The sequence below is a fragment of the Alphaproteobacteria bacterium genome, from assembly GCA_023898745.1.
Classification (GTDB): Bacteria; Pseudomonadota; Alphaproteobacteria.
The window spans coordinates 682427-697305 of record CP060237.1; the positions used below are offsets into that span (position 1 = coordinate 682427).

Consider the following 14879-nt stretch of genomic DNA (forward strand, 5'->3'; position numbering starts at 1 on the left):
AAAAACTAGATTATATATGGATATGTTACTGCAATTAGAATTTAAAAGGAAGTATCATAATTTGAGTGGAAATGGCCCGCCTTCGCCCGTTAGGCTTCGGCGAGACACCCGCTTCACATGCTTCAACTCGAAAAATCTCGTTGAAGCTAAATTTTGCCTCTGGCAAAATTAGCGAAAAAGGATGGTAGGCGGTGAGGGATTTGAACCCCCGACCCTTTCGGTGTAAACGAAACGCTCTACCGCTGAGCTAACCGCCTCTCACTATGGAGTGTAGAATATTTTGAGTTGCATTACAATATAGAATGAAATTTATTTGAATCGCTGATATAATGAAATCAGAGGATTATCTTTCTTTTAAAGCTCGTGGCGAAAATTGTTACTTCTAAGACAGAGTTTATAGAAACTGTTTTTGATGCATCAGGCGCAGTCGTTGAGACGGATATCATCATTGCATTTGATACTCCAACGGCATTTCATACAGACACAACAACAGCCAATACAAAGATGACAAAGGATGCGCTGCAAGCGGTTGAAAGATTAACATTTGGTGATGGAAGCGCAGCTATTGTGCTTGATAATAATGCTTTTTCAGGTGATGGATTTGAGTTTACAAATTTAACAGAGCTTATATTTAATGCCAACGTTACAACGCAACAAGCTGTTTTTGGTGTGAACAATGCGACGTCTGGTGCAAAATTTCCTAAGTTAAAACAGCTTCTATTTAATGAAGGGTGTGTGATTGATGGATCTGAATTATTTGGTGCATTTTCAAGCGGTGGAAATGCTGCGGCAGCTGAGTTAAATGCCCTAGAGTCTATTGCATTTGGGCAAGGTGTTGAAATTAAGGGTGATAACTTATTTGGGATTGAAAAAAGTGGCGGGAGTGGAACAGTTACAGCGCCAGATTTTCAAAAGCTTACCAGTTTAATTCTTCGCTCTGCTGTGAAAATCTCGGGAAATCAGTTTTTTGGTTCAAATGATGTGAGTTTGACGCATGCGAAATTCAGACTATTAGAGCAAGCGACGTTTTTACAAGGCGTTGTCATTTCTGGTGATAATGCGTTTCGTTATGCTGATTTCTCCAACCTTTCTGTATTAGCATTTCAATCAAATATAGATATTTCTGGCGTTAATGCCTTTAATCCAATAACAACACCTGGAGCAGCGGGTGTGTGTATAGAAACGCCTGGCATAAAGTTTGTCAATACAACGTTTGGTGCTTCCGCTGGAACAGCGGCGCTTGAAAATTTAAGAAATGCTCGTGCGACTGAAATAGGACAAATATTAGATCTTGGCGATGGAACAACATTTAGATTTACATCTAATACCTCTTATGGAAATTGTTCATTAGCAAATTTTCCAGCCGGCCCTTCATCTACAGGGATAGTGACGTCTAAAGAACAGTTTATAGAAACTGTTTTTGATGTGTCTGGGAAATTGATGAAAACAGACATCACGTTTGCATTTGATGTGCCAACCGATTTTTATGAAGATCCTGTTATTATCAATGGAAAAACAGTTGCAGATGTGTTAAAAAGTATAAAAAAATTAACACTGGGTGATGGTTCTGCAGCTATTACCATTAATGATGAGGCATTTTCAGGGTTTGAATTTACAGAATTAACAGAACTAACGTTTAATTCAAATATTACTACAGGGCAAGCGGTTTTCGGCGTTAATAATAAAACAACTGTTGCAAAGGAAGGAGCGCAGTTTCCAAAGCTGAAAACTATCTTATTTAAAGCGCAATGTGCGATTGCAGGTTCGGAATTGTTTGGTGCCTTTTCAAGTAACGGAAACGCAACGGCTGCAAAATTAGAAGCGGTTGAAACTATTATGTTTGAACAAAATGTAACAATTAGTGGTAACAATGCTTTTGGTATTGAGAAAAGTAGCGGTAGTAGTGGAACAGTCAAGGCGCCGGAGTTTAAAAATTTAACTTTATTAATTTTGCAATCAAGTAGGAATAACCCTGTTATAATTTCTGGAAATCAGTTATTTGGCTCCAATGATATGACATTAATGCATGCGAAGTTTGATGTGTTGCAGCAAATTTCAGTATTAAGAGATGTTATAATTTCTGGTGATAATGCGTTTCGCTATGTGGATTTATCAGGTCTTACATTATTAGCATTAGATAAAAATATTTCCATTTCTGGAGCAAATACATTCAATCCAATTGCCACAACAGCAAAAGCAGACATATGCATTGAAAATCCAGGAATAACTTTTGTTAACACAACATTTGGCGCAACGTCTGGAACAACAGAGTTGACAAATTTAACAGGATTGCAGGCAACAAATCCGCAGGAAATTGTAGATGCAAATAATACGGTAAAATTCAATTTTTCTGGAGCTGGAAATTATGGAAGTTGTGCATCAGCCAATTTTCCAGGGGAAATTCAATATACGGATTTGGTTGCAAATAATCCTCAAGCTTTAGCAAATGCTTTTGTGACGCAAGTAGCCCAAGGAAATACAAATATTCGTTTTACACAAAGTGTGCCAGCAAAATTTCACAGCATGCCAGGAGTTGATGCTGCCTTAGCAATGGTGACGCATTTAGCATTTGGCGAGGGGATAGTAATTCATGACCAAGCCTTTGGATTTAGCGATATTGTAACACCAGCGCTTATTATCCCGAAATTTAATAATTTACAAAGCATTACTTTTGAAGCAGGGTGTATTGCAGCAGGGGATCAAATTTTTGGCGTGTTTGCAAAAGTTCCACCATCCTCGATGATGCCAAGAATTATAAACTTTCCCAGGTTAACATCCATTACGATAGAGAATAAAGTTCAAATTGCAGGCGATGATTTATTTGGAGCGAGCGCAAGTTCAGAAGGTGCTGAGAGTCGCATGCTTTTTCCAGTGCTTGAAACGATCTCTATAGGAAAAGATGTGGTGATTCGAGGGGATCGTGTATTTGGGTCTACAACCTATACAGGCGGTGTAAGCTATGGAGCGGATATGCCAAGACTTACAACATTTGCAGTTGATGAAACGGTTCAATTTAAAGGTGATTGTTTTTTGGGTGCAACAACCCAGTTTTTTGAAGATCCGCCTAAATCAAATAGCAAGGCAGGTGTAGCTTTTGGTGCACGCATAGGTGCTTTGCAGGAGTTCATTATAGCAAAAGATGTTAAGATTGATGGAGATTGTTTTTGTGGCGCTGCATCCCCTAAGGGCGGCTTAGCGTTCGGAGCTATTTTTGAGAATCTCACAACATTTACACTTGGTGAAAATGGTAGTGTGAAAGGGGATAATTTTTTTGGAGCATCTGAGCTTTCTCTTACAGAAGAGCCTCAAGCTATGGCGTCAGGTGCGTTTTGCCCGCGGTTAACCAATCTCAATCTTGGAAAAAAGGTGAATATTTCGGGAGAAGCTGGTTTTAGTGCAAAGCGAAGCGGTTATCCTATTAATAAAGCTTACACTCCAAGACTCGGAACCCCCTCAGAAGCCAATGGCTTTAATAATGATGTGTTAGATCGATTAGAAGCAGCTGGCGCTGATGTATCGAATTTAAGAAATCAAACAGAAACGCAAACAAATATTTCTTTAGGCGCGGAGACGCAGTTTGGTGAAGGGACGTTTGGGTTGGCTGGATCTTCACCTTCAGTTTCTCCAGCATTTATGAAATTAGATAACGCAAGCTCTAATGGAACATCTATCAATTTTTCTGACGGTTCTTCTATAGGGTCTAGTAATGGATACAATTCAAATAATGTGATTGAAAAATCAAAAAATCCTATAACGAAAGAATTTTCCGCAGATGCTATAACTCAGAATTTATCGTTACTGTTTTTATTTTATAGTGCGTTAGCGTTTGCAACTTGGTTGATGGTATCTGTTTCAGGGCCTAGCGCTCAGTCATAAAGACTTTTATATGCAGCACGGGGGTAACAGAGAGGATTAGGCATTGGTTGGTGCTCATTTGGCCTATCGTTTTCTTTTTCTGTTATCGCTTTCGTAAGGGGTGTTACAGCTAATAAAGCGTTTGGCGTTAGGCTCATAATTATTTTTTCCACTTCTTTTGCATGGTTTTTAGCAAAATACAGATGAAAACCCGCTTCTGCAAAGATTTGAATTTTGCAGGCTGCCGCTTGGGAAAAGCATTCGGTAAGTCTTGTTGCGTGTGAGTAACTTTTTTGACCCGGCTTTCCAGTTTTTGCAAAAAATATATGCAATGGGAGGTTTTTTCGAAGCTCTAATGTTTCTACCCATAAAAAGAAGGCTTGGTTTTCATGGTGAAATCGATATGTATGCTCCGCAAATTTTTCTGCGCTAGAGCAACATTCTAAATACATATGAGACGATGTAAATTCACTAGAATCTAATGTATATATGCAGGGTGGGGAGTGTGTATAAATATTGAAGAGGCAGAGCATAGCAATCTCTAATTAATAACTTTTTCTAAAAAGGCAACGCTTGATTAACAGAAACTTAACAACCTTTGATGCTATCAAATATTTTGTTATCTGACCAACAGTGTAACTTTTTTGTTGTTTTATCCGCATGATATTCAGCAGCAAAAATGACGACCCCCTTATATTTTTGGATCTAGTGTGCTATTTCTTGAGCTTGGAAAGTCTCTTTAAAAGCTTTCGTTTGGAGCAATGGGTTCTTTGATGAATCAAACAGATTCTCGCTGTGATTTTTAATTCTATAAAATTTATTATGCTCAGGATGAAATTTATTGCCTTTATAGAGCCCTTGGGTTTTATATCTGGTTGATAATATTTCTTATCAGTTTAGGCGCAATCATGAGTAGCAGTTACTCAAAAGCATCCTCAGACAACATTTGTTCTAAGTGTTTTAGAACGTCCGGTATGTGGTTTTTAGCAGCAAAAATGATAAGTCCACGAGCTTTCAACTGTTCAATTACGGTATGAAACTCTGGAGGGATGTTGTTAGGATTATGTGTTAAATTTAAAAAAACTTTTCTTCTAAGTGGCGTAACATTAAAAGAAATATTTGATTGAAGGGCTTTATTGTCTTTTAAAGCTTCTTCTGCGTTTTTTGTTTGCACAAGTAAACTTTGTGCGGCATGTCGTTCTCTATGCGCCCGTCTTCCCCATCCATTTGTTATGGTTGCATAGCATATTATGCGAACGTCTAGGGATCGAACATCAAAGATCATGGGGTCAAGCTCTATGTTGCGAGGTGATACAGAGTGATCAGAGTCTCCAGAATCTGAAAAAGTATCACTAGTGTGTAATTTTTTTACAGCAACAGGTTCAAACCGTGGGGTCGTAGTATAAAGATAAAGAGGTAAAAACATCGCAGTCTGTATGTTGATAGATTTTACAGAAAAGGTAAATTGTGGTTAATAATAAGTTAATAAACTAAGGTGCTATTCTCTAATCCATGCCTAGCTTGCATAAGGTGAGAAAGTACAGAGCAATATGTTCCAATAAAATATTTGCTTCTTGTGGCAATTTCGATTTCTGCAAAAAGTTGTAAATAGATATTGCGTTTTTCTGTGTATGGAGTGGAAAAGAAAGTATTATGATCAAAGCCTTGCTGTTCCGTTTGAGATAAAGTTTTGATATCTGGCAAATGCTCTTTTACCTCTTGAATAATTCTTTCATCATCTGTTGCAATAAAGACACATTCAGGATTAGGATCTAGCTTGCGCAGCGCTTCAATATATTCAGGAACTTCGCTTTTGCAAGGGCATTTACCGTGGTTTGTGCGATCACCTCTTCTGATGTGGATGCATGAATAGTTTTCAGGCAAATGTTTTGATTGTATAATATTTTCAATTTCTTGCTGAATATCATCACGGTAATGATAGATCTTATCTAGCATATATTTATAATCTTTTAGGAAGAATATGTTTTTACCATTTTTTTCGTTGTAGCCTTGAACATGCTCTTTGTAAATTACAAGCCTTGGATTTGTGTTAGGAACTTTTGGAAGTGTGTGATGAAATTTCTCTTTTCGTGCATGATCCCAAAAGGGTTTAAAAAAATCTGTCCAATGACCAAAGCCTAAAGGTTCAGACATTGAAAAATAATATTTTCTGACAAGACAATGTTCAAGACGTGTGAGAAGTGAATAAATTGTGGCACCAAATCCCTCGGTCCATTTAAATTCAAAAACACCCCTTGGGATAGGGCAAAAGATGCGAGGATCCATATATATGACAGAAAATAGTATGTTTGTACCATTATATCACAAAATACGTTTATTGTATATCCATCTGTGAATTGATATCCTAATGCTATGGAAATGGCAGTACGTTCCGTCGTCATCCTGAGCCGTTAGGCGAAGGATCTTTTCTGATTTTATGGGATCCTTCGGCTGCGCCTCAGGATGACGGGAATTTAGAGGTAAGCAGGGTAATTGTGAAGTTTACAAAAGACGAATTATTGAGATTAGAGCGCTTAGCGCGGATAAAAATTAAAGATGAAGAAAAGGCGCAGAAGCAGCTTGGTGATATTTTTTCTTGGATTGAGAAATTAAATGAAGCCTACAAAGATGCTGACGATGCATCGATAATAATAGACTCTGAGCATAAGCATTTAGAGCGAAAAGAGCAGGCACCTTTGCAAGACCAGCATGAATTAATTTTATCTAATGCGCCAAAGAGAGCGCATCGTTTTTTTGTTGTGCCGAAAGTGAAGGATTGATATGTCAATTGATTTAACGTTAAGCGAAGCGAAAAAAGCTTTGCGAAAAAAGGAAATTTCAGCTGTAGAGCTGACAAAAGCTTATCTTAAGCGTATTGAAGATACAAAACATTTAAATATGTATATTACTGTTACAGAAGAGCAGGCCCTTAAGATGGCACAAGAGTCTGATGTGCGTATTGGAAAAGGTGAGGCAAAGCCTTTAGACGGCATTCCTATAGGTATGAAAGATTTATTTTGTACAAAGGATACTTTGACAACTTCTGGGTCTAAAATGTTGTCAAACTTTAAACCACCCTATGAATCAACAGTGTCTCAAAAATTATGGGATGCAGGCGGTGTGATGCTTGGTAAAACAAATATGGATGAGTTTGCGATGGGGTCTTCTAACTTAACAAGTTATTATGGACCAGCAATTAGCCCTATTAAACGAACAAATGAACCAGAAAAGGATCTTGTGCCTGGAGGTTCATCTGGTGGTTCTTCGGCTGCAGTGGCTGCAAAAGCATGTCTTGTGGCAACAGGCTCAGATACGGGTGGATCTATCAGACAACCTGCATCATTTTGTGGAATTGTAGGAATAAAACCCACGTATGGTTTGTGTTCACGTTATGGCATGTTGCCTTTAGCATCATCTTTAGATCAAGCGGGTATTTTAGCGAGAAATGTTTTAGATGCGGCAATTGCGCTTGAAAATATGATAGGATATGATCCAAAAGATGCAACGTCCTTAGATGTTCCTGTTCAAAAATATTCAGATAAAATTAATCCTGACATGAAAGGCAAGAAAATCGTTGTATTTGAAGAGTTTTTTCATGGGCTAGATGAAGAAATTAAAGTTTTATATGAAGATTTGATCAAAAAATTTGAAGCAGCTGGCGCAACAGTGGAGACAAAATCTTATCCATCTTTGGATGTAGCGCTTCCAATTTATTATATTTTGCAACCCGCTGAAGCTTCAAGTAACTTAGCAAAGTATGATGGTGTGAAATATGGATATCGCACAAAATCAGAGTTTTCAAGCATTGAAGAAATGTATGAATTAACGCGTGCAGAAGGTTTTGGGGAAGAGGTTCAAAGACGTATCTTGATGGGAGCATATGTGTTGTCTGCGTCTCACTATGATGCCTATTATACGCGCGCAAGAGTGCTTCAAAGTCAAATGAGACAGTATTTTAAAGAGTTATTTAAGGTATATGACTATGTGTTATCACCATCAGCACCTTCAGACGCATTTGCGATTTCTGAAAAGCCAGATGATCCAAAGCAAATGTATTTGTATGATATCTATACAGTTCCGGCAAACCTAGCAGGTCTTCCAGGCATTTCTATACCATATGGAACATCTAAAAGAGGTGGTCCGTTGGGTATGCAGTTGATGGGGCCAAAGTGTGCGGAGCAATCTTTATTTGACGGCGCAAAATTTATTGAAGAGGTGGCGAAATGAGTTTGGTGAACGGAAAGTGGGAAATTGTTATTGGTTTAGAGGTTCATGCGCAAATTGCCTCAAAAACAAAATTATTTTCTTTTGGTGATGCATCATTTGGTGGAGAGCCAAACGCACATGTGGACCTTTTAGATGTTGGAATGCCGGGTGTTTTGCCTGTTTTAAATGAAAAATGCGTGGATCAGGCGATTAAATCAGGGTTGAGCATTAATGCAACGATACACAAAAAATCTGTATTTGATCGCAAAAATTACTTTTATCCAGATCTTCCATTAGGATATCAGATCTCACAGTTTTTTGAGCCTATTGTAACGGATGGGCACTTGATGATTGATGGAAAGAAAATTCGCATCAATCGTATTCATATAGAGCAAGATGCGGGAAAAAGTATTCATGATATTGATCCGCATAGTACGTATATTGATTTCAACAGAGCGGGCGTTGGATTAATGGAGATTGTGACAGAGCCTGATATGTCCTCAGCAGAAGAGGCGGTAGCATTTGTGAAAAAACTTCGCACACTCCTCAAATATATCGGAACATGTGATGGAAACATGGAAGAGGGGAGTATGCGCGCAGATGTGAATATTTCTTTACGCAAGCCTGGTGGTGAGCTTGGTACAAGGTGTGAGATTAAAAACCTAAACTCTATGACCTTTATTAAAAAAGCGATTGAATATGAAGTAACACGTCAAGCTGAAATCTTGGATGAGGGTGGGGTAATTGAGCAAGAAACACGATTGTTTAATACAAAAACACTTGAAACATCCCTAATGCGCTCAAAGGAAGATGCGGCAGATTATCGTTATTTCCCAGATCCGGATTTATTGCCATTAATTCTGACAGATGAAAGAATTGAGAGATTGAGAGCGGAGTTGCCAGAGTTGCCTGATACAAAAAAGCAGCGTTATATAAGTGATTTTGATATTAAAGAGGCTGATGCTATTTTATTGTCTGAAGATCGTGATGCAGCAGAATATTTCGAAGAAGGTTTGAAATCTGGTGTGCCAGCACAACTTTTAGCAAACTGGATTATTGTAGAGTTGTTCTCTATGTTAAATGAAGAAAATATGGAGGTTGCAGATTCTAAGGTTGCAGCAACTGACTTAGCAGCAATGGTGGGTTTGATTGCAGATGGTACAATTTCCGGCAAGATTGCTAAAGATGTGTTTAAATTGATGTGGGAAACAGGTGAAAAGCCTGCAGATATCATAGAGAAAAACAACTGGAAGCAGATTTCTGACTCTGCCGAGATAGAAGCAGTTGTATCAAAAATTATTGCAGCAAACGCGGATAAAGTTGAGCAATATAAATCCGGAAAAACAAAGTTGTTTGGGTTTTTTGTAGGCATGGTTTTGAAAGAATTTAGTGGAAAAGCGAATCCTGAGGTGGTGAATGAGGTGCTGGAGAAGCATTTGTAATTTCACTTGCTTTTATTATATTTTTGTTTTAGAGTCTATCAGGTAACCCTTTTGGAGAGGTTGAAATGTTAATTTTGTTTTTTGTGCAAGCAAATAAGACAGATTTAGAAGTGAATCAACCTAGAGCGCATACCCCTAGAACTTATAGAGCGTCCACACCCACAAGCAGTAGGATAATACGTAGAGCTTCTACGCCGGTGATGCCACAAGGCATGCGCAGTTCTGTTGACAGAAGATCTTCTGATAGTAGCTCAAGTTCTTCAGCTGCGAGCGAAGTGTTATTTGAATCAGCTAAGATGCAGCAAAGTGGTGCGAATAAACGGTGTGTTATTGAAGCACTTAAGGTGCCCGCTTATATACGATCCCAAAGAGGGTTAGGTGTTTCATGGGAAAAAATAGAAGCAGATCCTACACTAGGATCTTGTCGTTTAGGGTCTCAGCATATAGAAAACTGTAAGACAGAAGAAAGAAGTATGCAATCTGCTGAGAAAGATGCTCTTAATTGGAGAAGACAAGGTTTTTCTTGGGAAAAGATAGAAGAATCAATATTCGCAGTGTATTCTACTGCCAAGCATTGTGTTGCTAAACATTTGATGCAAGCTCTTGTTGATCGTCTTGAAGAACGAGAGAAATCGCAAATGCAAAATGCAAAAAGACACATTGCCCTTGATAGGCAAAGAGGTTTCTCTTGGGAAAGTATAGAAAAAAAATTGATTCAAGAGCCCAATCGAATACTGTCGTCTATAATTTTAGACTTTAAGCGCGCTGAGTGGGAGAGGGAGCAAGAGAGATTGCAACAGATAAAAATAGAGCGTAGGCAGCAAAAAGAAGACAGAGAGGAATTTTTAAGACGTTTTGAGCGTGCAAGAGGTGAACTTGTTAAAAAATTAGAAAAAGAAAGATATGCTGCACTTGAACAAATGCAGTGTGAGCAAAATGCTTTAATAGAAGCCGCGCACAAGGCGCAAAGAAAGCTGGAGATTGACCGCAGAAAAGCCAGGCAGGAAGCAAAGCGTCGCCAAATTAAAATACTTCAAGCACGAGATATTTTTGATCGTATCGGAGGTATTCTAGGAAAAAAAGGAAATGATAAAATTCCACCAGAGATTACTGATGAAATGAAAATGGTTTTTGAGGTATTAAATTTCGGAGGGTTAGAAAAACAAGAGTTTTTTGATGAGATGGAACGTGTTGCGGTTGCTAAGAGAAATGATGTATTTAAGAGGGTAAAGACATTTAATCAGCAAGGATTACAAGAGCTTTCGCAAATCTATATACAGGAGGAATTAGAGAAGCGGTTTTTATTGAAAAATATTTAACTGTTGAGGGTCTACTTATACTTGTTTCTTTATCTTTTTTTTCTATATGTTATGTATAAGATTTTATGATACTGCAAATGTTTAACTTCTTTTTTGCGCAAGTTTTTCTAAATGCATCTGACTTTCAACTGGAGAGTGTGATGACCTCACCTCAGTTTAATGCTCACCAATGGGACAGTGAAGCATTTGCGATGTTGACGCCTTTAAAGGAGCAAAAAATTCAACAAGCCATGGGGGAGTTGAAGAAGTGCTATGAACAACAGTTAAAAGATGATGCAAGTGAGGCTTCTTCTCAAGAGCTGGATCGGTATGATATATCCGCAACATTTATTCAAAACTATAACGAATTAGAGATTGCGCTGGAAGCTGTTAGAAGATGCTCTGGTTTGAATGCGAATAAAATCGAATGTTTGAAGCGGCAAGCCCTAAATTTCGCACTAACCAAAAACAAAACGGTGACATTTCAAGAAAATAAAGCAGAAGGAATGAGACGCAGAAAAGATGCTTCACATAAAGAGGGAGGGTCCATACAGAGGTCTAGAGTGATAAATGGTGTTGAGGTAGTTGAGGTGGGGATGCCATCTCAGCAGCGGGATAGTAGTCAAGAAAAAATGAAAACAACAATTCAGCATACAGAGCCTTTTAAAGAGTCTTTTTACGAGTGGTTCTGCACAAGAATAGGCACTCCTATTTTGTTCTTGAATATCTTCTTAGCTTTTTGGGCCTTGACGAGTTACACAATGGACACGTGGCCGTTTGCTGAAGCAAAACCATCATCTGCATCGTTATATGCAGCAAATCGTTCTCAACCGGTGTTCGATTTTGACCCGCTTTTTCCTAGTACAACAAGTGTGAGTATCGGTATTTCAACAGCAGGACCTGAAACACCTGAAACAACAAATTTTACAACAGCAACAGATCCTAGCTCAACACATCCTGAAGTTATAAGTTCTGATGGGGCGGCGCATCATCCTATTTCTTGTAGTCGTGCGTTGTCAGTATTAAAAGCTTCTCCTCAGTTAATGGATGATATAAGACATCTTCTCGAATCTGAAAAGGACTGTGAATTACATACATATATGAAGGATTATTTAAGAGAATATGCAAGAGCGCTTGCAGGACTGACTTTTGTGGTATATTGGGATTCTAAATTACATGCTTATGATATGGCATGCGGGTCTTATACAAGATTTCCTAAGATGCGAAACAATAGACAAACGACCATACCTGAATTGAATCAAAAGTGTGTATGGGTACCCGGACACATTCCTCAAAACATTCGAGCAAATGCCGTATTATCAATCGCTTTTCCTAGCACAAATGCAAATGCTCTAAAAAGAAATTTGGCTGTGTTTATGCCGTTCAGAGTGCTGCACAAGAAGGTGAAGTTTGTTCAGGAGATTGCGCTTACTTCAACAACACCAGAACCTACAATCGCAACTGTTGTTACACAACCAACGCCTGGAACAACAGTTAAAGTGACAACATCGACAACTACTAAACCTACAGATCCATCTTCTACTATAGGAACGACCACAACACCTCCTCTAGTAACCACAGAAACAACCAGCACAACCACTACAGTAACATCAACAACGATTACGACAACTGTGACACCTGAGACGACAACAACTGTGATAGAGACCACTGTAACTACCACAACAACATTGATGACGCCACCACCCACAACGACCCAGCTAGATCCTTGTATGAGGTATGAAGCATTTTTGGGCGATAATTCAAACGCGCAAGGGTTTCTGCCATCACTATGCAATGCAACAAAGTGGGAGCTTGAAAACAGGCCATTAGGTAATCTATCTGGCGTTGTTGTGCAAGGTATATGTTACCTCAACTTAACGCGATTGACGCTTTTAAATGTTGGATTAACGCAGCCAGATATGTTAAATCTGCTGAAATGCCCAAATGCAGGAACGTTAACGTATCTTGATGTATCGGAAAATAATTTTGGTCCATTTCCTGGGTTGGCGCGTGCTATTATGGAATCTATCGGAGATACAATTTTATCTTTATGGATATGGGACAATAAGTTGGGGGATGATACGGTGCTTGAGGTTGTAAGAGCTTTGAATGCTACGATGAAAGCATTTGGGAGTAACAAGGTTTATATAGCTGAAGGGAATAATATAAATGACACGACAGATAGAGAAATTACAGACACAGGTTACGTGGGGTAAAAAAATCCTTATAATGCCCCTATAGCTTTTTGGATTGCTGTTTTTGTTTTTTCGATTGATTGTTTATTGAATCCTTTTCTGATGAGTTTTGATGTGTTTCCTTTAAAGAATCTATCAACCATTTCCTTAACAAGATCTTTACTAATGGTATCAGGAATTAAAGTTTTAACACCTTTGAGAAGTTGCTTAATTAAACGTACAGGATCTATACTTGCAGCAATATCAAATGCAATTCTCTCAATGCTACTTAACTTAAACAAATCTCCGAACGCGTCAGATGCTCTGGCATTATCAAAGTCTTCATCAGTTGGGGTTGGGTTTTGAACAAAATTCACGGTTCCATCATCGTTAATTCTATAAGAAACATCATCTCCCATGGCAGTAATATCACCATCACTACTAGCAGCAACAGCAACAGCAGCAACAGCAACAGCAGCAGTAACAATACCAACAATGGCGGTTGTGCTCAATCCTGCGCTTGCTGCGCCAGCAGCCCCAGAAGAGGGGTAGTCAGCAAGTGTTTCCGCTACAGGTGAAGCCGGTGGAGTGACTACGTCGCTGCTAACCGTATCTGGCACATTATTGAACTCATCTTTATTTTCTGTCTCAGAATCACTCTCCTTCTCTTTCTTTTTTCCTGTTAAGAAGAAAGCGAGCGCATCGCCTGACAAATCATTTGTAGTTCCTGTTATAGAGCTATCAATTTGTGCAATAGCTAAAAATTTTACCCCTTCTGCGGTGAGGAGGGTGGGGGTAGGTTGAGCGCTGTTGTTGTTGTTTATTGTAAGAGCCCAAATTTCATTATTCCCGTTATTTGCTATGAAGTTATGTGCTATATTTTTTTCTGTGTATTGCGTAGAATCAATCGCAATCCCCAGAGGGTTGTTGAGATTTTGAAAGACCGTTGTTGTCTGCTCAGTTATTCCCATACCATTGTCATCTACCTCGCCTGAAAAAACTGCTCCAATAGTTTTTTCACCCCAAAATATATCGCTTTCTCCTAACGGAGATAGGATCAGTCCAAATGGATCGTTAAGAGGTTGCAAGGAGAAGTTACCCAAAGTATCTGGGTTGGTGGCATTGCCACTTTCATCAAAATTAGCAGAAGAAATAGAAGGGCCTGTCATCATTCCCATCATTGTACATGTATAGGTCATACTCATCATTGTTGAGCAAGTTCCTATTGTTAAACCACCTATACCGCCTTTATCAATCCAATAAAGACGCTTATTTTTTTCATCTACTGCGATGTTGATAGGCTCAATTATTTCTATGCCAGGCTCAAATTTTGTTTCAGTTCCTTTAATTTTACCTGTGTCTGGGTTAAATTCAGCAGAGTAGATTGCTTTGTCATTTGCGTCTGTATTTATCCAAAATAACCTATTCCCAGAAATAGTGATTGCTGAAGGTTGGTGTATATTATTATTCGTTTGATTATTAGTCTTAAAATGCACCCTATCTCCCAGTAAATCACCGTTCGATTTAATTTTTGCTGAAAAAATTTCGCCACCGTTCGGATCTTTTTGAGCCCAAAATAAACGATTATTGTTATGAATCGCAATTCCTTGGATTGGTTCAATTGTGGCATTAAAAAGGCCATCGGAAGAGCCGTAAAATTGCTTTTTAGTTGATGGTGAAAAAGCTCCGGTGGATGGGTTGTATTCGATAGAAAAAATACTTTTTTCATTGCTCCAAAATAGTCTTGGCATAAAATTATAATAAATATCACTTATTATAATAATTATAACATATAAAATAATATATTTCAAATATTTAATAAGTTGTCATGGCGAGGAGATTAGCGACGTGGCCATCCAGAAATGGATCACCACGGCGCTTCGCGCCTCGTGATGACGATCTAC

At 38.5% G+C, this 14879-nt stretch carries 10 protein-coding genes and 1 tRNA gene; 6 read left to right on the top strand and 5 right to left on the bottom strand.

Going from position 1 to position 14879, the window contains the following annotated elements; all coding sequences use genetic code 11:
• Positions 1 to 182: 182 nt before the first annotated feature.
• A tRNA-Val gene (locus H6850_03405) sits at positions 183 to 257 on the bottom strand.
• 106 nt (positions 258 to 363) lie between these two features.
• On the opposite strand from H6850_03405, the gene H6850_03410 reads away from it, so the two are divergent.
• Positions 364 to 3876: a hypothetical protein gene (locus H6850_03410; protein ID USO02134.1), complete on the top strand. Its 3513-nt coding sequence runs from the start codon at positions 364 to 366 to the stop codon at positions 3874 to 3876.
• Here H6850_03410 and H6850_03415 read toward each other — a convergent pair.
• From H6850_03415 to H6850_03425, 3 genes are all read right to left on the bottom strand, one after another.
• Positions 3867 to 4388 (bottom strand): hypothetical protein, encoded by a 522-nt coding sequence (locus H6850_03415; GenBank protein ID USO02135.1) that lies wholly within the window; start codon positions 4386 to 4388, stop codon positions 3867 to 3869. The two genes, H6850_03410 and H6850_03415, sit on opposite strands and share 10 nt — an antisense overlap.
• A gap of 386 nt (positions 4389 to 4774) precedes the next feature.
• Positions 4775 to 5281 (bottom strand): hypothetical protein, encoded by a 507-nt coding sequence (locus H6850_03420; GenBank protein USO02136.1) that lies wholly within the window; start codon positions 5279 to 5281, stop codon positions 4775 to 4777.
• A gap of 56 nt (positions 5282 to 5337) precedes the next feature.
• Positions 5338 to 6141, bottom strand: a complete 804-nt coding sequence (locus H6850_03425; GenBank protein USO02137.1) for a hypothetical protein — start codon at positions 6139 to 6141, stop codon at positions 5338 to 5340.
• Between the two features lie 209 nt (positions 6142 to 6350).
• On the opposite strand from H6850_03425, the gene H6850_03430 reads away from it, so the two are divergent.
• The 5 genes from H6850_03430 (at position 6351) to H6850_03450 (ending at position 13017) form a co-directional block, all read left to right on the top strand.
• Positions 6351 to 6635 carry an aspartyl/glutamyl-tRNA amidotransferase subunit C gene (locus tag H6850_03430; protein ID USO02138.1) on the top strand — a complete coding sequence of 95 codons (285 nt, stop codon included), beginning with the start codon at positions 6351 to 6353 and terminating at the stop codon, positions 6633 to 6635.
• Between the two features lies 1 nt (position 6636).
• Entirely contained in the window at positions 6637 to 8082 is a 1446-nt protein-coding gene (gatA, locus tag H6850_03435) for an Asp-tRNA(Asn)/Glu-tRNA(Gln) amidotransferase subunit GatA (GenBank protein USO02139.1), read from the top strand.
• On the top strand, positions 8079 to 9503 hold the full coding sequence (gene gatB, locus H6850_03440; GenBank protein ID USO02140.1) for an Asp-tRNA(Asn)/Glu-tRNA(Gln) amidotransferase subunit GatB: 1425 nt from the start codon (positions 8079 to 8081) through the stop codon (positions 9501 to 9503). Before gatA ends, gatB begins: the two co-directional genes overlap by 4 nt.
• A gap of 65 nt (positions 9504 to 9568) precedes the next feature.
• Complete coding sequence (locus tag H6850_03445; GenBank protein USO02141.1) at positions 9569 to 10822, top strand: hypothetical protein; 1254 nt, start codon at positions 9569 to 9571, stop codon at positions 10820 to 10822.
• A 77-nt stretch (positions 10823 to 10899) separates the two neighbouring features.
• Complete coding sequence (locus tag H6850_03450; GenBank protein ID USO02142.1) at positions 10900 to 13017, top strand: hypothetical protein; 2118 nt, start codon at positions 10900 to 10902, stop codon at positions 13015 to 13017.
• 8 nt (positions 13018 to 13025) lie between these two features.
• Here H6850_03450 and H6850_03455 read toward each other — a convergent pair whose 3' ends face one another.
• Complete coding sequence (locus tag H6850_03455) at positions 13026 to 14726, bottom strand: hypothetical protein (GenBank protein ID USO02143.1); 1701 nt, start codon at positions 14724 to 14726, stop codon at positions 13026 to 13028.
• Positions 14727 to 14879: the final 153 nt, after the last annotated feature.